At 70.1% G+C, this 17,681-nt stretch carries 18 protein-coding genes; 14 read left to right on the top strand and 4 right to left on the bottom strand.

Annotated features, from left to right (window positions below):
* The first annotated feature begins 153 nt into the window (after nt 1-153).
* From AC1D2H_RS04425 to AC1D2H_RS04400, 6 genes are all read left to right on the top strand, one after another.
* A complete protein-coding gene (locus tag AC1D2H_RS04425; RefSeq protein WP_477931347.1) occupies nt 154-1,431 on the top strand; it encodes an efflux RND transporter periplasmic adaptor subunit in 1,278 nt (425 codons plus the stop codon).
* A gap of 668 nt (nt 1,432-2,099) precedes the next feature.
* The gene (locus AC1D2H_RS04420; RefSeq protein ID WP_477931349.1) at nt 2,100-2,798 is read left to right on the top strand and encodes an ABC transporter ATP-binding protein; all 699 of its coding nucleotides are present in this window, start codon (nt 2,100-2,102) and stop codon (nt 2,796-2,798) included.
* A 4-nt stretch (nt 2,799-2,802) separates the two neighbouring features.
* Complete coding sequence (locus tag AC1D2H_RS04415; protein WP_478010027.1) at nt 2,803-4,077, top strand: TolC family outer membrane protein; 1,275 nt, start codon at nt 2,803-2,805, stop codon at nt 4,075-4,077.
* Nucleotides 4,077-5,384 (top strand): ABC transporter permease, encoded by a 1,308-nt coding sequence (locus AC1D2H_RS04410; RefSeq protein WP_478010026.1) that lies wholly within the window; start codon nt 4,077-4,079, stop codon nt 5,382-5,384. The genes AC1D2H_RS04415 and AC1D2H_RS04410 overlap by 1 nt, the downstream gene beginning before the upstream one ends.
* A 58-nt stretch (nt 5,385-5,442) precedes the next feature.
* Nucleotides 5,443-6,669, top strand: a complete 1,227-nt coding sequence (locus AC1D2H_RS04405) for an ABC transporter permease (RefSeq protein ID WP_477931354.1) — start codon at nt 5,443-5,445, stop codon at nt 6,667-6,669.
* Between the two features lie 62 nt (nt 6,670-6,731).
* Complete coding sequence (locus AC1D2H_RS04400) at nt 6,732-7,439, top strand: alpha/beta hydrolase (protein WP_478010025.1); 708 nt, start codon at nt 6,732-6,734, stop codon at nt 7,437-7,439.
* Nucleotides 7,440-7,445: 6 nt separating this feature from the next.
* Here the strand turns inward: AC1D2H_RS04400 and AC1D2H_RS04395 are convergent, their stop codons facing one another.
* Genes AC1D2H_RS04395 through AC1D2H_RS04385 form a run of 3 tightly spaced genes read right to left on the bottom strand, consistent with a single transcriptional unit; the run spans nt 7,446 to nt 9,269 of the window.
* Nucleotides 7,446-8,273, bottom strand: coding sequence for a DUF6279 family lipoprotein (locus AC1D2H_RS04395; RefSeq protein WP_478010024.1), 828 nt, complete (start codon nt 8,271-8,273; stop codon nt 7,446-7,448).
* Between the two features lie 58 nt (nt 8,274-8,331).
* Entirely contained in the window at nt 8,332-8,808 is a 477-nt protein-coding gene (locus AC1D2H_RS04390) for a BON domain-containing protein (protein WP_478010023.1), read from the bottom strand.
* Nucleotides 8,805-9,269: a DUF6265 family protein gene (locus AC1D2H_RS04385; protein WP_478010022.1), complete on the bottom strand. Its 465-nt coding sequence runs from the start codon at nt 9,267-9,269 to the stop codon at nt 8,805-8,807. The genes AC1D2H_RS04390 and AC1D2H_RS04385 overlap by 4 nt, the downstream gene beginning before the upstream one ends.
* A gap of 329 nt (nt 9,270-9,598) precedes the next feature.
* Between AC1D2H_RS04385 and AC1D2H_RS04380 the strand changes: the two genes are divergently transcribed.
* Genes AC1D2H_RS04380 through glcF form a run of 8 tightly spaced genes read left to right on the top strand, consistent with a single transcriptional unit; the run spans nt 9,599 to nt 17,285 of the window.
* Nucleotides 9,599-10,084: a retropepsin-like aspartic protease family protein gene (locus AC1D2H_RS04380; RefSeq protein WP_478010021.1), complete on the top strand. Its 486-nt coding sequence runs from the start codon at nt 9,599-9,601 to the stop codon at nt 10,082-10,084.
* The gene (locus AC1D2H_RS04375) at nt 10,081-11,004 is read left to right on the top strand and encodes a TraB/GumN family protein (RefSeq protein ID WP_478010020.1); all 924 of its coding nucleotides are present in this window, start codon (nt 10,081-10,083) and stop codon (nt 11,002-11,004) included. The genes AC1D2H_RS04380 and AC1D2H_RS04375 overlap by 4 nt, the downstream gene beginning before the upstream one ends.
* Before the next feature lie 32 nt (nt 11,005-11,036).
* Nucleotides 11,037-11,807, top strand: a complete 771-nt coding sequence (locus tag AC1D2H_RS04370) for a PhaM family polyhydroxyalkanoate granule multifunctional regulatory protein (protein WP_478010019.1) — start codon at nt 11,037-11,039, stop codon at nt 11,805-11,807.
* 31 nt (nt 11,808-11,838) lie between these two features.
* Complete coding sequence (locus AC1D2H_RS04365; RefSeq protein ID WP_478010018.1) at nt 11,839-12,696, top strand: substrate-binding periplasmic protein; 858 nt, start codon at nt 11,839-11,841, stop codon at nt 12,694-12,696.
* Between the two features lie 12 nt (nt 12,697-12,708).
* A complete protein-coding gene (locus AC1D2H_RS04360; RefSeq protein ID WP_478010017.1) occupies nt 12,709-14,187 on the top strand; it encodes an FAD-linked oxidase C-terminal domain-containing protein in 1,479 nt (492 codons plus the stop codon).
* Nucleotides 14,184-15,254: a glycolate oxidase subunit GlcE gene (gene glcE / locus AC1D2H_RS04355; RefSeq protein ID WP_478010016.1), complete on the top strand. Its 1,071-nt coding sequence runs from the start codon at nt 14,184-14,186 to the stop codon at nt 15,252-15,254. Before AC1D2H_RS04360 ends, glcE begins: the two co-directional genes overlap by 4 nt.
* Nucleotides 15,254-16,033, top strand: coding sequence for a class I SAM-dependent methyltransferase (locus AC1D2H_RS04350; protein WP_478010015.1), 780 nt, complete (start codon nt 15,254-15,256; stop codon nt 16,031-16,033). The genes glcE and AC1D2H_RS04350 overlap by 1 nt, the downstream gene beginning before the upstream one ends.
* A 4-nt stretch (nt 16,034-16,037) precedes the next feature.
* Nucleotides 16,038-17,285, top strand: a complete 1,248-nt coding sequence (gene glcF / locus AC1D2H_RS04345; RefSeq protein ID WP_478010014.1) for a glycolate oxidase subunit GlcF — start codon at nt 16,038-16,040, stop codon at nt 17,283-17,285.
* A 21-nt stretch (nt 17,286-17,306) separates the two neighbouring features.
* Here glcF and AC1D2H_RS04340 read toward each other — a convergent pair whose 3' ends face one another.
* Nucleotides 17,307-17,591 carry a hypothetical protein gene (locus tag AC1D2H_RS04340; protein ID WP_478010013.1) on the bottom strand — a complete coding sequence of 95 codons (285 nt, stop codon included), beginning with the start codon at nt 17,589-17,591 and terminating at the stop codon, nt 17,307-17,309.
* Nucleotides 17,592-17,681 lie beyond the last annotated feature (90 nt).

The following is a 17,681-nucleotide window of genomic DNA, read 5'->3' as shown; positions in this document are numbered from 1 at the left end:
GCCACCATTTGTTCAGTTTGGTAAGCAAACGATGCGGTGGGTTGCGGACATTGTTCGGACTGTCCGCAAGCTGTCCGCGGACAGTCCCGGCGCCGCCAAGCCGTTGATTTGTCACGCGCGGCGGCCTGGCACGTGGCTTGCGAAATACCGGCCATGAACACCCGCTTTCGCGACACCACCGAGCAGGACCGCCCCGTGGCGCCCCAGTCCCGGCGCTGGCCCTGGCTGGTCGGCGGCGGCGCTGCCGTCGTGGCCGTGCTGGCCCTGACCAGCGGCGGCCGTATCAAGCAGATGCTGTCCGCCGACCAGGCGGTCAGCGTGGCCCGCCTGTCCCTGGCCACCGTCGACGTCGGGCCGCTGACGCGCGATGTCGCCGGCGAGGGCCGCGTCGTCGCCGCCCAGAGCCCGACGCTGTTCGCGCCCGGCGCCGGCACCGTCACGCTGGCCGTGCAGGCCGGCGACCCCGTCAAGCGCAACCAGGTGCTGGCCCGCGTCGACTCGCCCGAGCTGACCAACCGCCTGGCCCAGGAACGCAGCAATGTCGACGCCGTGAAGGCCGACCTCGCCCGCGCAGAGGTCGAGGCCCGCCAGCAGACCGCCGCGCTGCAGAGCGCGTTCGAGAACGCCCGCATCGACCAGCAGACCGCCGCCAACGACCTGGCCCGCCAGACCCAGGCCTTCGAGGCCGGCGCCACGGCACGCATGCAGGTCGAGCGCGCCCAGGACGCACTGGCCAAGGCCAAGCTTGCGCACGATCAGGCCCGCGACCTGCGCGGCCTCAAGACCGACAGCCTGGCCCTGGACGTGCAGGCCAAGAAGAGCGCGCTGGCCCGCCAGCAGCTGCTGGTGGCCGACCTGGAGCGCCAGGTGGGCGAGCTGTCGGTGCGCTCGCCGGTGGACGGCCAGGTCGGCCAGCTCTTCATCCCCGACCGCACCAACGTCGCCCGCGACGCCAAGCTGCTGTCCGTCATCGACCTGTCGGCGCTGGAAGTGCAGATGCAGGTGGCCGAGAGCTTCGCCCGCGAGCTGCAGCCCGGCATGCCCGGCGAGATCAACGGCAACGGCCAGCGCTGGGCCGGCCAGGTCAGCTCGGTGTCGCCCGAGGTCGTGGGCGGCGAGGTCTCGGCACGGTTGCGCTTTGCCGGCCAGCAGCCCGAGCAGCTGCGCCAGAACCAGCGCCTGTCGGTGCGCGTGCTGCTGGACAAGCGCGACAAGGTGCTGGGCGTGACGCGCGGCAGCTTCGTCGACGACGGCGGCGGCAGCTATGCCTATGTGGTGCGCGGCGGCGTGGCGGAGAAGGTCGCCATCAAGCTGGGTGCGCGCTCGCTGGAGCGGGTCGAGGTGATCTCGGGCCTGTCGGCCGGGGACCGCGTCGTCATCTCCGGGTCGGACAACTTCAAGGGCGCGGAGCGCGTCCTGATTGCGGATTGAGGGTTGGGCGTGATGCTGAGTCAGGTTGCTTTGACGGCTGTCCTTAAGACTCCCTGCAGTGCCGCGGGAGTCCGCCCCGCGAGGGCGGGTAACTTTTCTCTGACGCGCCAGAGAAAAGTCACCAAAAGAGGAGCGCTGATGCAATCCGCACTCGAGCGGGATGAGGCGCTCGCAAGCTCGAAATGGACGGCGCCCCGAAGCGAACCGCTGCGCTCTCGCACACGACTTGTGGCGAGCACCAGCGATCGGGCCTTCAAGCCAGTTAACGCCGGCTGCACGCCGGGCTCATCAGGAAATACCGAGCAGCCGCGTCGCCCGAGCGACGCTGCATTGGGCTGTTTTGGTGAGCCCGGCGTGCAGCCGCGCGTCGAACGGGGTGATGGTGCGATGAGCTGCGCAGGTGACAAGTCGTGTGCGAGAGCGCAGCGGTTCGCTTCTTGTCGCAATGCCGCTGGCCGTTTTCGCGCGCCGCTCATCGCGGCGTCGCGATCGTGTGCGGTTCAGGGCCTCTTCTTTGGTGACTTTCTTCTGGCCCCGCAGAAGAAAGTTACCCGGCCGCCGGGACGGACTCCCGGCACCTTGCCAGAGAGCAAGTGCCAGTTAGACAAACCAAGCCCTCGGCAAAGCTGATCGCGACCAACTCAATCCAAACGAACAGGACACCTCCCATGCTCCAGATGGAAAAACTGCAGAAGGTCTACCGCACCGAGATGGTCGAGACCTATGCGCTGCGCGACTTCAACCTGACCGTCAACGAGGGTGAGTTCGTCGCAGTGACCGGGCCCTCGGGCTCCGGCAAGACGACCTTCCTGACCATTGCCGGCCTGCTGGAGGCCTTCAGCGCCGGCCGCTACAAGCTCGACGGCATCGACGTCAGCCGTATGGGCGACGCCGAGCGCTCGCGCATCCGCAACCAGAAGATCGGCTTCATCTTCCAGGCCTTCAACCTGATCCCCGACCTGAGCGTGCTCGACAACATCGAGGTGCCGCTGCGCTACCGGGGCTACGGCAGTGCCGAGCGCAAGAAGCGCGCCGCCGATGCGCTGGCCCGTGTCGGCCTGTCGGCCCGCGGCCGCCACTACCCGGCCGAGCTGTCCGGCGGTCAGCAGCAGCGTGTCGCCATCGCCCGCGCCCTCGCCGGCGAGCCGCGCCTGCTGCTGGCCGACGAACCCACCGGCAATCTCGACAGCGCGATGGCGCGCAGCGTCATGGAGCTGCTGGAAGAGCTGCACCGCGACGGCGCCACCATCGTCATGGTCACCCACGACCCCCAGCTGGCCGCCCGCGCCCAGCGCAATGTGCACGTCATCGACGGCCAGGTCGTCGACCTGACCGCCGAATTGAAGACGACCCTGGCCGTCGCCTAAGCCCATGCGTCCTTTGATCCTCGTCCTCGCGCTGCTGACCGCCACCGCGGCCCGCGCCGACGACCTGCTGCAGGTCTGGGCCCAGGCGCGTGCGGCCGATCCGCTGCTGCGCCAGGCCGCGGCCTACAACGGCGCGCAGGAAGCCGCCTCGCGCGAAGCCCGCGCCGCCCTGCTGCCGCAGTGGAGCCTGCAGAGCAGCGAGCAGCGCGAGAACGGCAGCGGTGCCCGCGTGCGCACGACGACGAGCAGCCTCAGCCAGCCCCTGGTCGACCTGGCCGCGCTGCGCGAATGGGATGCCAGCCGCAGCCAGGCCTCCGCCCAGGTCGCCCGCTTGGCCGCCGCCGAGCAGGCCGCGCGGGCGCGGGTGGCCGATGCCTATTTCGGCCTGCTGTCGGCCCAGGCCCAGCTGGCCACGGCCCGCGCCAATGAAGAGGCCTTCGCCCGCCAGGTCAGCGAGGCTGACACCCGCTTCAAGGCCGGTCTGTCGGCCCAGGTCGAGGCCGACCAGTCGCGCGCCTACCGCGAGCTGGCGCGTGGCAATACGCTGGCCGCCGAACTCAATGTGGCCGATGCGCGCGAGGCGCTGGCCCAGCTGACGGGCACTCCCGTCGCCGCACTGCAGCCGCTGCGCCGTGCGCTGACCGCCCAGCCATTGCCGGACGACGCCGAGGCCTGGGTCCAGCGCGCGCTGCAGGCCAACCCCGAWCTGCGCGCGCTGCAGCTGGACGTGCAGGCCAGCGAGCAACGCATCTCCGCCGCACGCGCCGGCCATCTGCCAACGCTGAGCGTGGGTGTGGACACGACGCAGCGCCGCGGCGATGGCGTCTCGGCGCTGGACGCCAGCCGCACGCCGACGCTGATCGGGCTGCGCCTGACCGTGCCGCTGTTCGCCGGTGGCTCAGTAGCCGCCGCGGCCGACCGCGCCGGCTTCCAGCGCGACGCCGCGCGCGAGCAGCTCGAAGCCGGCCGCCGCGCCGTGCTGCGCGAGGTTCGCGCCCAGCATCTGGCCGTCGGCCAGGGCGAGGTGCAGCTGCGCTCCACGCAGGTCGCCGTCGAGGCCGCCGAGCGCGCGCTCGAAGCCACCCGCACCGGCCTCACGCTCGGCACGCGCAGCACCACCGACCTGCTCCTCGCCATCCAGACCCTGGCCGGCGCGCAGAACGCGCAGACCCAGGCCCGCCACCGCCATGTGCTGGCCCTGCTGGCCCTGCACCAGGCGGCCGGTTCGCTCGGTGACGCCGAGCTCACCACCGTCAACGCCCTCCTGGAGAAAAACTGATGTTCCTCCACTACCTCGAACTCGCCTGGCGCAACACCCTTGCCGCCAAGGGCCTCTCCGCGTTGATGGTCTTGGCCCTGGCCCTGGGCATCGGCGCCTGCATGACGACGCTGACCGTCTACCACGTGCTGTCGGGCGATCCGATCCCGCACAAGAGTGCGCGTCTGTTCAATGTGCAGCTCGACGCCTCGGACATGGTCGGCTGGAAAGCCGGCGAAGAGCCCAACTTCGACCTGACCCGCTTCGACGCGACGGCGCTGCTGCGCGACAAGAAAGCGATGCGCCAGACCATGTCCAGCGGCTTCAACACCGCCGTGGGCCTGTCGGATGCCCAGGTCAAGCCGATCTTCTCGGGCGTGCGCATGACGTCGGCCGACTTCTTCGCGATGTTCGATGCGCCCTGGCAATACGGCGGCGGCTGGAACGCGACCGACGACGAAGCCGAGGCGCGCGTCGCCGTCATCTCGGCGTCGCTGAACGAGAAGCTCTTCGGCGGCGCCAACAGCATCGGCAAGGAAGTCATCGTGCGCGGCCAGCCGCTGCGCATCGTCGGCGTGCTCAAGCCCTGGAAGGTGCAGCCGCACTTCTGGGACCTGACGCTGGGCAGCTACACCGAGACCGAGGACTTCTACCTGCCGTTCTCGACGGCGATGGCGCTCAAGATGGGCCATTGGGGCAATATGAATTGCTGGGCCCGTGGCGCCAACGGCGGCAGCTCGCTGGACTTGAACGCCAGCTGCTCCTGGATCCAGTACTGGGTCGAGTTCGCCAAGCCCGAGGACGCTAGCGCCTACCGCGACTACCTCGTCGCCTTCTCCGAAGCCCAGCGCAAGGCCGGCCGCTACGAGCGCCCGACGAATGTGCGCCTGCGCGATGTGATGGACTGGTTGGGCTCGCAGAAGGTGCTGCCCGCCGACGTGCGCCTGCAGACCTGGCTGGCCTTCGGCTTCCTGGCCGTCTGCGTCGTCAACATGGTGGGCCTGCTGCTGGCCAAGACGCTGCGCCGCAGCGGCGAGATCGGCGTGCGCCGGGCCCTGGGCGCCACGCGCGGCGACATCTTCAAGCAGTTCGTCGTCGAGGCCGGCCTGCTCGGCCTGGCCGGTGCGCTGCTGGGCCTGCTGTTCGCCCAGGGCGGGCTGTGGCTGGTGCGTCAGAGCCCGAACGAATATGCCCGCCTGGCCGAGCTCGACGCCAGCATGCTGGCCCTGACGCTGGGCCTGGCCTTGCTGGCCAGCCTGCTCGCCGGCCTGCTGCCCGCCTGGCGTGCCGCCCTCGTCACCCCCGCCGTCCAACTGAAAGTCTCTTGACTTGTGTGCCAGACCGCCCGAGCGAAGCGAGTAGCTCGGGCATCAACTGACTGAAAACATGTTCACAGACCTCATGCCCATCCTGTCCACGCTGCGCCGCCACCGCATCGCAGCCGGCCTCATCGTGCTGGAGGTGGCGCTGTCCTGCGGCATCGTCACCAACGCGCTGCACCTCATCCAGACCCGCGTCCAGGCGCTGAACACCGACAGCGGCCTGGCCGAGTCCGAGATGGCCGTGCTGACGCTGCGCGGCAGCAAGCCGCAGCCGCCCGAGCGCACCGCGAGCATCGTGGCCGAGGACATCGCGCAGGTGCGCGCCATCCCGGGCATCAAGGCCGCCACGGTGGCCAACCAGATCGTCTACGGCAACAACAGCAACAACAGCGGCGTGTCGATGGAGCCCGACAACAAGGGCGTGCGCATCAGCGCGGCGCAGTACGCGGCCGACGACCAGATGCTGCCGACCTTCGGGCTCAAGCTGCTCGAGGGCCGCAACTTCACGGCCGACGAGATCCTGGACGGCTTCCAGGTCTTCAGCGTCTCCGATCCCAAGATCGGCCAGCTCATCATCAACAAGTTGATGGCCGACAAGCTCTTCCCCGGCGTCTCGGCGGTGGGCAAGACGGTCTACATCTTCGGCAACTCGCCGTCGACCGTCATCGGCGTCGTCGACACGCTGACGCACACCCAGCTGCACCGCGCCCGCGGCGGCAACGACGGCGGCAACGCGATGATCCTGCCGCTGCGCGGCGGCGGCTCCTACATCATCCGTGCAGAGCCGGGCCAGCTGGACGCCAAGATCAAGGCCGCAACAGCCGTGCTCGAAGCCGGCAACAAGGGGCGTGTCGTCACCCAGGCCAAGCCGCTGACCGAGATGCGCGCCGATTTCTATGCCCAGGACCGCGCGATGGCCTGGCTGATGGGCGGCGTCTGCGTGGCGCTGCTGCTCGTCACCGCCATGGGCATCGTCGGTCTGGCCAGCTTCTGGGTGCAACAGCGCACCCGCATGATCGGCACGCGGCGCGCATTGGGCGCCACCGAGACCCAGATCCTGCGCTACTTCCAGCTCGAGAACCTGCTGCTGACGACGACCGGCATCCTCATCGGCCTGGGCGGCGCCTGGGGCCTGAGCCAGCTGCTGATGCAGAGCTATGAGCTGCCACGCCTGCCCGGCGCCTACCTGATCGCCGGCGCGCTGGTGCTGTGGCTGCTGGGCCAACTGGCCGTCTGGGTGCCGGCACGCCGGGCCGCGCGCCTGTCCGCCGTGGCGGCGCTGCGCTCCTAAGGTCTGGAGCGGGCCAAGGCCCGTCTCGCCACCGGTCGGGCGCGCTCTGGCAGGATGAGGGCATGAGCCGTGCCGTCACATCCCGCCGCTCGTGGCGGCGCCTTGCCGCCCTGGGGCTGCTCGCGGTGCTGGGCCTGCAGGTCGGCTGCGCCACGCTGGACGAGCGCCAGCGTGACTGGATCTTCCAGCCCGGCGACCGCACCTGGGCCGGCGGCCTCGCCGCGGCGCAGGGCATGGAAGACGTCTGGATCGCCTTCGACAGCCGCGTCGACTACCGCGGCTTCGGCCGCAGTTCGGCGGGCCTGCCGTCGGAGGCCATGGCCGCCGAGGATGCCCGCGCGGCCTGGGACTGGCTGGCGCGCCAGCATCCGGCGCAGCGCCGCTTCATCTTCGGCCATTCACTGGGTGGCGCCATCGCCGTGCAGCTGGCCAGCGAGGTCGGCGACGAGGATGGGCTCATCGTCGAGGGCAGCTTCACGTCCATCCCCGACGTCGTCAGCACCTTCCGCTGGGGGTGGCTGCCGGTCTCACCGCTGATCACGCAGCGTTTCGATGCGGCCTCGCGCGTTGCCGACGTCGGCTCGCCGCTGCTGGTGGTGCATGGCAGCCAGGACAGCCTCATTCCCCACCGCCTCGGCCAGGCGCTGTACGAGCGTGCCCAGGCGCCCAAGCGTTTCCTGCTCGTCGAGGGCGGCTCCCACCACAACACCAATGCCGTCGGCCAGGCGCAGTACCGCGAGGCGCTGGCCGAGCTGTTCGCGCTGCGCTGAACAGACTCAGCTCGCCGTCTGCAGGCTGCGCAACTCGTTGGCCCAGTCGGCCCAGTGCTTGCGCACCTGGGCGCGCTGTTCGCCGTTCAGGCCGTTCAGCAGCTTCAGCAGGCTGGCGGTGACCTCATCACGGTAGGGCTGCTCGGACGGCAGCGTCAGCGCATTGCTCATGAACAGCGCGTTGCCGCCGGCCAGGTCGTGGCGCGACCAGGCCTTCAGCGCCTCCACCGTGCGTGCCTGCCGCGTGGCGCGGCCCTGGGCCATGGCCGCCAAGTCGAAGTGCCAGCCCTGCGCGTCGGCGCGGGCCTGCTTGCGTGTGGACCGGTCCAGGTCGCCCAGCCAGCGTTCCAGATTGGTCGTGTAGCGCTTGGCGCGCTCGCCCGGGCCGCCACTGCCGGCGTGCTTGTCGCGCCATTCGGCCGTCTTCTCGTCCATTTCCTTTTGCAGGTGCTGCCACTGATCGGGTCGCAGGTCGGCCAGGATGGGCGCGGCCAGCGGCGCGGCCTGCTGCAGGCAGCGCTCCAGGCTGGCGCGCGCACCGCGCTCCAGCGCCAGCAGCTCGTCCGGCGTCACGCCGTTGTCCAGCGCCGTGTTGGCCTGGCGCAGCAGCGCCAGCCAATGCGGCAGCTCTTCGCGGCGGTGCCAGGCCTGCCAGGCCTGCAGCTTTTCCTTCAGCCGACTCTCCTGGCTGCTGTCCAGGTCCAGATAGTGGTCGGCCCACAGGCCGACCAGCAGCGGCAGCTGGTTGTAGGCCAGCGTCAGGCTGGAGCAGCCGATCAGGCCCAGCAGGGCCGTCAAGGTGAGCAGGGTTGCAAGTCGCTTCAGCAGTCGCATGGGCAGCATCGTGACAAGGCCGGGCGGCGTTGTCGGGCCTGGGGTCTTGCGGGTCGATTCATGGGCCGCCCAGGCGTCGATAAGGGACAGCGCCACCCCGGCCGACCCGCACCAGGGCCAGGGCTTGCTGCACGTCAGGCAATCCGCGTGCCTGCGCCTCCAGCTCGGCCGCCTGTTCGGCGCGCTCGACGCAGCCTTCCAGATAGACGACGCGCCCCTGCACGGTGAACCACAGGCTGCTGGGATGCAGGGCCGCTGCGCCGGCCAGCCGCGGGCGCAGGGCCTGGGCGATGGCGGCGTCGTAGTGGAAGGCATTGGGTTCGCGGCATTCACCTTGGAGCCAGCAGGTCGTGCCGCGCTCGGCGCGGTGGTGGGCCTGCACGCGGGCCTCGGCCGCGGTGACGCGCGGGCCGAGCGGCTCGGGGCAGCCGGCGATGTCGCTGGACACGGCCTCGAAGGGATCGTTGAAGCGGTTCAGCGCGGTCTCGTCGGCGCTCCCCGCCAGCAGCAGTGCCAGCAGCGACAGGGCTTTCAAGGGCAGGCCGTGCGTTGCATGGGGAAGTCGATGCCGCGCTCCTTGCCCTTCATGCTGCCTTCGATGCGCGCCACCAGCCGGTCGGCGGCCTCGCGCCGGTAGATGACGCGTTGCGGGAAATCGTGAGTCGGGTTCTCGAACACCGCTTCGGCTTCTCCTTGGCGCAGCAAGCCGAACTCCGTCGGCGGCCGGCCCTGGGGTTGGGCGACATAGCTCAGCTTGCCGTCGGCATCGGCGCGGATCTGCATGAACTCGAACTCGACGACGCGGCCGTTCTTCAGGGTGCGCGCCATGCCCAGCATCAGGCCGCCGGCCGGCGCCATCCACTGCTCGACCGAGCCGGCCTCGCGCCCCTGCTGCACCCAGCAGCCGGCCAGCCACTCGACGGGCGCGAAGGGGTTGGCCTGGGCCGAGGCGCAGGCGGCCAGCAGGAGGGCGGGGAACAGCTTCAAGAGCTTCATGCGCTTCATGTCATGGATTTTGAGCCGCGCGGTTATCGTTGGCGCCCTCACAAACCCAGGGGGCTGTTTACGCTACGGGAATCGGGTGCGTTGCCACTCAAAAGCCCGCGAGCAAGGCGCGAAGTCGAAGCTGGGGTCATCCCCAGCGAGGCTTCGCAGCGCCGCGCGCGGGCTTTCGAGTGACAACCCGTTGGGAGAGTGTCTGCGCAGGCGCATGGCATCGTTGCGCGCTTTGCTTGGGCATGAGCCCAGGCGGCGTCGCACGCCTTGCCCTGCGCCCGCGCAGGCACTCTCGCACCGATTCCCGTAGCGTAAACAGCCCCCCCACCGTGTCCCATCCGGATCTGCCGCACACCTTCAAGCTGTTGACGATCTGGCTGCTGGTCGGCCTGGTCATCTTCCTGGGCTTCCAGTTCTGGGAGCATGAACGCCAGTCCAGCCGCTTCCAGCTGGCGGGCGAGGCCATCGTGCTGACGCGCGGCGACGACGGGCATTTCCACTGGCCGGGGCGGGTTGCCGGCATCGAGGTCGACTTCCTGGTCGACACCGGCGCCACGACGACGGCCCTGCCCCAGGCCCTGGCCGAGCGCGCCGGGCTCAAGCCCCTGGGCGCCGTGCGGACCCATACCGCCGGCGGCGCCGTGCGCGGCTTCCTGGCGCGGGCCGACATCGTGCTGGAAGGCGGCGTGCGCGCCGACAAGCTGGCGGTGACCGTGCTGCCCGACCTGGGCGCGCCGCTGCTCGGCATGGACGTGCTGGGGCGCCTGCATTTCAGCCAGAAGCCCGGTGAACTCCGCATCGAGCCCAAGCCATGATTCGAGCCCTTTCGCTTTCCCTCGCCATCGCCTTCACGCTGCTCGTGGGCGTGGCGCAGGCGGCCTGCCCACCGGAACCCAGGGTTCCGACGCCGGAGCAGATCAAGTCGTGGCTGGCCCGTGCGCCCGACCGCGGCCTGCTGTGGCGCATCAGCCGCGATGGTCACAGCAGCTATCTGTACGGCACCCTGCATATCGGCAAGCCGGAGTGGATCATTCCCGGTCCGGCCCTGCGTGCCGCCTGGGACGCCACCGAGGTGCTGGCCGTGGAGCTGGACCCGGCGGACGTGCCCGCGGCGCTGGAAACCGTGCAGAAGCTGCCGCTGTCGCCCGCGCTGGCCCGGCGCATGGATGCGCAGGCCCGTGCGGCCTGCCTGCCCCCCAACGCCCTCAGCGCGCTGCCGGCCATGCTGCAGCTCAGCACGCTGACGCTGTTGGAGGTGCGGCGTGACGGCTTCGACGCCGGCTTCGGCCAGGACCTGTCCCTGATGGCGCGCGCCAATGTCGAAGGCCGGCCGGTGCAGTCGCTGGAGAGCGTGCAGGAGCAACTGGCGGCGCTGGAACCGGCGGCCGCGGAATTGCCGGTCATCGTCGACGCCGCGCTCAAGCAGATGCAGCGCGGCCAGGTGCGGGCGCCGCTGCGCAAGCTGGCCGAGGCCTGGTCGCGCGGCGACCTCGGCACCTTGGCCGACTACCCGCGCTGGTGCGCCTGCGCCGACACGCCGGCCGAGCGCGCCTGGCTCAAGCGCGTCAACGACGACCGCAACGGCCCGCTGGCCGCGCGCATCACCGCCCTGCACGCCGCCGGCCAGCGCCTGCTGGTGGCCGTGGGCGCCTTGCACATGAGCGGGCCCCAGGCCCTGCCCAGGTTGCTGGCCGAGCAGGGTTTTACCGTCGAAGCCCTGCTGCCCGCGAAGTAGCATCCACAGCGTTGGACGACCCAGGAGACACCATGAGCGACAACAGCTTCACCAAGTTCGTGCCCGGCTTCGAGTTCCTGCAGGGCCTCGTCAAGAACGCCGGCTCGGCCCTGCCCGGCATCGGCCAGTGGGTCGCGCCGACGCTCAACCCGGAGGAGCTCTCCAAGCGCATCGAGGAGCTGCGCACCGTGCAGTTCTGGCTGGAGCAGAACGCGCGCATGCTGGCCGCCACCATCCAGGCGCTGGAGGTGCAGCGCATGACCCTGTCCACGCTCAAGTCCATGAACGTGCCGCTGGCCGACCTGCGCGACAGCCTCAAGCTGCCCAGCGGCGACGGCACCTCCTGGCCCGGCATCCCGCCCGAGATCCTGGCTGCCGCGGCGCCCGTAGCCCAGGCCGCCGCCAGCACGGCTGCCACCTCGGCCAAGACCGCGGCCAAGGTGGCGGCCAAGACCGTGAAGACTGCCGGCGACGCGGCCAAGGCCGTGGCGGACAACCCCGCCGGCGTCGTCGACCCGACGCAATGGTGGACGGCGCTGAGCCAGCAGTTCACGCAGCTGGCCACCTCGGCCATGAAGGACACCGCCACCGATGCGGCCAAGAACCTGGCCGGCACCCTCGTCAAGCAGAGCTTCGACGCCGCCAGCGACACGCTCAAGCGCGCCGCCAGCGTGCCGGCCACGGTGGTCGGCAGCGTCGCCAAGGGCTTTGCGTCGGGCGCCGCGCCCAAGCCGGCGGCCCGGACCGCTGCCAAGACCACCACCACGAAAACGGCGGCCAAGACCGCGCGGCGCAAGGCTTGAGGCCGGGGCGCGCCCAGGCCGCGAGCGGGCGATGAGGCGCCGGCCGCTGCTGTTCATGCTCGCGGCGGGCGCCGCCGCCGAGGCGCCCGCGCGCGCCAAGCCGCTGGTCTACCCCCAGCACGACCCCGGCCGTGTGCCGCAATGGCACTACATGCAGGAGGTCATCAAGCTCGCCATCACGCGCAGCGGCACCGACTACGAGCTGCTGGAGTCACCCGTGCCGATGACGCAGGCGCGCGTCGTGCGCGAGCTGGCGGACCGCAGCGGACGCATCGACCTGTGCTGGACCATGACCAGCATCGAGCGCGAGGGCCAGATGCTGCCGGTGCGCGTGCCGATGGATCGTGGCCTCATCGGTTGCCGCATCGCCTTCGTCCGCCCCGAGGACGTGGATCGCTGGCGCGAGCTGCGCGACCTCAGCGAGCTCTCGCGCTACGTTGCCGGCCAGGGCCAGGATTGGCCGGACACCGGCATCCTGCGCGCCAATGGCCTGCCGGTGCAGGGCATCAGCCGCTACGAGGCGCTGTTCGACATGCTGAGGCTGCGCCGCATCGACTACTTCCCGCGCGCCGTCTTCGAGATCGACGACGAGGCGGCCACGCCGCAGGCCCACGACCTCGTCATCGAACCCCATGTGCTGCTGCGCTACCCGGCGGCCTCCTATCTTTTCGTGCGCCCGGATCGGCCGCAGCTGGCGGCCGAGCTGCAGCGCGGCATGGATTCGGCGGCCAGCGACGGCAGCCTGGCCCGCCTCTTCCAGCAGTATTTCGGCGACCTGATGCGCCGCCACCACCTGGCCCGGCGCCGCCAGCTGCTGCTGAAGAACCCGCTGCTGCCGCCCGAGACGCCGCTGCACAAGCCGGCCTACTGGCTCTCCCTCGAAGGCTAAAGTGGGCCCGCCATGAATGCCCCGCTGGACCTCGCCGCCCGCCGCGCCGCCCTCATTGCAGCCCTCGCGCCGCTGCTGCCCGCCCACGCCCTGCTGCACCAGGCCGAGCAGACCACGCCCTATGAATGCGACGGTCTGACCGCCTACCGCCAGCGCCCGCTGGCCGTGGCCCTGCCCGAGACCGAGGCCCAGGTGGCGGCTGTGCTCAAGGCCTGCCATCGCCTCGGGGTGCCCGTCGTCGCGCGCGGCGCGGGCACGGGTCTGTCGGGTGGCGCGATGCCGCATGAGCTGGGCGTCACGCTGGCCCTGGCCAAGTTCAACAGGATCGTGTCGCTGGACCCGCTGTCGCGCACGGCCCGCGTGCAATGCGGCGTGCGCAACCTGGCGATTTCCGAAGCTGCCGCGACTCACGGCCTCTACTACGCGCCCGACCCCAGCAGCCAGATCGCCTGCAGCATCGGCGGCAACGTCGCCGAGAACAGCGGCGGCGTGCACTGCCTGAAATACGGCCTGACGCTGCACAACGTGCTGCGTGTGCGCGGCTTCACGGCCGAGGGCGAGCCCATCGAGTTCGGCAGCGAGGCGCTCGACGCCCCGGGCCTGGACCTGCTGGCCCTCGTCATTGGCAGCGAGGGCATGCTGGCCGTCGTCACCGAGGTCACCGTCAAGCTGGTGCCCAAGCCGCAGCTGGCGCGCTGCATCATGGCCAGCTTCGACGATGTGCGAAAGGCCGGCGACGCCGTCGCGGCCATCATCGCGGCCGGCATCATCCCGGCGGGCCTGGAGATGATGGACAAGCCGATGACGGCCGCCGTCGAGGACTTCGTGCATGCCGGCTACGACCTCGAGGCCGAGGCCATCCTGCTGTGCGAGAGCGATGGCACGCCCGAGGAGGTGGCCGAGGAGGTGGCGCGCATGGAGGCCGTGCTGCAGGCCAGCGGCGCGACGCGCTGCCAGGTCAGCGCCGACGAGGCCCAGCGGCTGAAGTTCTGGAGCGGCCGCAAGAACGCCTTTCCGGCGTCGGGCCGCATCAGCCCCGACTACATGTGCATGGACTCCACCATCCCGCGCAAGCACCTCGCCACCATCCTGCTCGACATCCAGCAGATGGAGAAAAAGTACGGCCTGCGCTGCGCCAACGTCTTCCATGCCGGCGACGGCAATCTGCATCCGCTGATCCTGTTCGATGCCAACGACCCCGACCAGCTGCACCGCTGCGAGCAGTTTGGCGCCGAGATCCTGGAGCGCAGCGTGGCGCTGGGCGGCACGGTGACGGGCGAGCATGGCGTGGGCGTGGAGAAGCTCAACTCGATGTGCGTGCAGTTCAGCGCCGAGGAGCGCGAGCAGATGCTGGCGCTCAAACGCGCCTTCGACCCGGCGGGCACGCTGAACCCGGGCAAGCAGATCCCGTCCCTCTCCCGCTGCGCCGAGTACGGCCGCATGCATGTGAAGCGCGGCCTGCTGGCCTTTCCGGAACTGGAGCGGTTTTGAGCTTTGCCGACCTGCAGACCCGATTGCGCGATGCGCGCGAGCCGCTGCGCATCCAGGGCCATGGCAGCAAGGACTTCTATGGCGAGGCGCCGCAGGGCGAGCTGCTGTCCACGCTGGAGATGAAGGGCGTGACGGCCTACGAGCCCAGCGAGCTGTTCGTCAGCGCGCTGGCGGGCACGCCGATCGCCGATGTCGAAGCGCTGCTGGCCAAGCGCCACCAGCGCCTGGCCTTCGAGCCACCGCGCTTCGGGGGCCGCGGCACGGTGGGTGGCATGGTGGCCGCCGGCCTGTCGGGGCCGACGCGGGCGGCGTTGGGGTCGGTGCGCGACCACCTGCTGGGCGCCGTGATGATCAACGGCAAGGGCGAGCTGCTGAGCTTCGGCGGCACGGTCATGAAGAACGTCGCCGGCTTCGACGTCAGCCGCGCGCTGGCGGGCTCGCTGGGGCAGCTCGGCCTCATCACCGAAGTCACGCTGAAGGTGCTGCCGCTGCCGGCCGCCATCGCGACGCTGCGCTTCGATTTCGACCAGGCCGCCGCGCTGATGGCGGTCAACCGCTGGGGCGGCGAGCCCCTGCCCATCGAGGCCAGTGCCTGGTGGGACGGTGCCTTGCTGCTGCGCATGGCGGGTGCCGAAGCAGCCGTCGAGGCGGCCTGCCGCAAGCTGGGGGGCGATGTCATTCCGCAAGACATGGCCGAGCCTTTCTGGACCGGCCTGCGCGACCACAGCGACGAGTTCTTCATCGGCGCCGAGCGTGCCGTGGCCGGTGGCGCGCGACTGTGGCGGCTGTCGCTGCCGAGCACGACGCCCGAGCTGAAGCTGCATGGCGAACAGCTCATCGAATGGGGCGGCGCCCAGCGCTGGGTCGTCACGCCGCTGCCGCCGGCCGGCGTGCGCGAGGCGTCTGCTGCGGTGGGCGGGCATGCGACGCTGTTCCGTTCGCTGGACAAGAGCGGCGGTGTGTTCGCGCCGCTGAGCACACCGCTGGCGGCCATCCACAAGCGGCTCAAGGCCAGCTTCGACCCGCATGGCGTGTTCAATCCGGGCCGGCTCTACGCCGCACTGTGATGAACCTGCCCATCCACGACGCCGCCCAGCGCGGCTATACCCAGGCCCCCGACAGCTACCAGCGCGGCCGGCCAGAGTACCCGCAGGCGCTGGCGGCCTGGTTGGAGACAGCGCTCGGCGTGCGTGCAGGTGCGCGGGTGGTCGACCTCGGCGCGGGCACCGGCAAGTTCACCCGGCTGCTGGCCCGCACCGACGCTGCGGTGACGGCGGTGGAGCCGGTCGACGCGATGCGCGAGAAGCTGTCGCAGAGCCTGCCCGGCGTGCGGGCGCTTGCGGGTACGGCGGAGGCCCTGCCATTGGCTGATGCCGAGGCCGACGTGCTGGTCTGCGCCCAGGCCTTTCACTGGTTCGCCAATGGCCAGGCCCTGGGCGAGATGCACCGCGTGCTGAAGCCCGCCGGCCGGCTCGGCCTGGTCTGGAATGTGCGGGACGAATCCTGCGACTGGGTCGCGGCGATCACCGAGATCATCACGCCCTACGAGGGCGATGTGCCGCGCTACTACACCGGCCAGTGGAGGCGCCCTTTCGAGGGGCAGACGCTGTTCGCGCCGCTGCAGCTGACGGAGTTGCCCCACCGCCATGAGGGCTCGTTCGAGCAGGTCGTCATCGACCGCATCGCCTCGGTGAGCTTCATCGCGGCACTGCCCCAGACCGAGCGCGAGATCGTGGAAGCGAAGTTGCGGGCACTCCCGCTGCGCTTCGCCGCGTTGCGCGAACCCGTGATCGCCTTCCCCTATGTGACGCAGGCCTGGTGCGCCGAGCGTCTTGCCAGCAACTGACGGCATGCAAACCACCCTCGCCCCCGAATTCGCCGGTACCCCCGAGGGCACCGAGGCCGAGGCCATCCTGCGGCGCTGCGTGCACTGCGGCTTCTGCACGGCGACCTGCCCGACCTATCAGCTGCTCGGCGACGAGCTGGACGGCCCGCGCGGCCGCATCTACCTGATCAAGCAGGTCATGGAGGGCGTGGAGCCGACGCGCGAAACCCAGCTGCATCTGGACCGCTGCATGACCTGCCGCAACTGCGAGACGACTTGTCCGTCGGGCGTCGAGTACGGCCGCCTAGTGGACATCGGCCGCCGCGTCGTCGACGCCAAGGTCGAACGTCCCAATGCCGAGAAGCGCGTGCGCTGGCTGCTGAAGGAGGGGCTGACCTCGCCGCTGTTCAAGCCGGCGATGAAGCTGGGCCAGATGTTCCGGCCCCTGGTGCCGGCGTCGCTGAAGGACAAGGTACCGGCCAGGCCACCAGCCACGGCCCACGACTGGCCGACGCGCCAGCTCAATCGCAAGGTCGCGCTGCTGCTGGGCTGCGTGCAGCCGGCCATGGCGCCCAATATCAACAGCGCCACGGCCCGCGTGCTGGACGCAGCGGGCATCCAGACCGTGGTGGCCGATGGCGCGGGTTGCTGTGGCGCCATCCGCGAGCACCTGGGCGACCACGAGGCTGCGCTGAACGACATGCGCCGCAACATCGACGCCTGGTGGCCGCTGGTCTCGGGCCTGGGCGAGCGTGTCGAGGCCTTGGTCATAAATGCCTCGGGCTGCGGCGTCATGGTCAAGGACTACGCCCATCTGCTGGCCCACGACCCGGCCTATGCCGACAAGGCCAGGCGCGTCAGCGAGATGACCAAGGACCTCAGCGAATTGCTGCCCGAGCTGGTGCCCACGCTGAAGGCGCGGCTCAAGGCCAAGCCGGGCTCGCTGGCCTATCACTCGCCGTGCACGCTGCAGCACGGGCAAAAGCTCAAGGGTGGCGTGGAAGCTTCGCTCGGCGAGCTGGGTTTTCGCATCGCCTGCGCGCCGAGCGACAGCCACCTCTGCTGCGGCTCGGCCGGCACCTATTCGGTGCTGCAGCCCGAGCTGTCCAGGCAGCTGCGCGACCGCAAGCTGGCGGCGCTGGCGCCGCTGCAGGCCGAACAGATCGTCTCAGCCAACATCGGCTGCATCCAGCATCTGCAAAGCGGCACGACCCATCCGGTGCGGCACTGGGTGGAGGTGCTGGACGACGCGTTGAGAGGGGTGAGCGGGTAGCGGGGGCGGCCTCTGAGCGGCTCAAGCACCTCTACGCACTTCGCGCTCCAAGGTCTCGTTGACCTGCTCCAGCTTTTCGGCGGACTCGCTGAGGCGTTCCTCGACCTTCTTCGTCTCGGCGACCGCCCGCTTGACGTCGCCGTCACTCGAACCTTTGGCGAGCTTGGTGTCAAGGACCGCATGCACGACAGCCAGATCGTCAGCGGCGCGCGCCACTTCCTCGGTCGCTTCCTTGTTCTTGGTCAGTGCGTCGTCGAGCGGCGACGCATCCCGCTTTCCCTGCGAATCAGACAACTCGTTAGACATGGCCTCTCCTGGTGCGGCTTTCCCGCTTGGCGTGGTGCGTCCGCCCGCTTGGTGCAGGGGCGGCGCGTCGTCCTACATTATGGGCAGAGC

The organism is Roseateles sp. P1_C1_2 (genome assembly GCF_056406535.1).
This window is presented reverse-complemented; position numbering and strand designations above follow the sequence as displayed.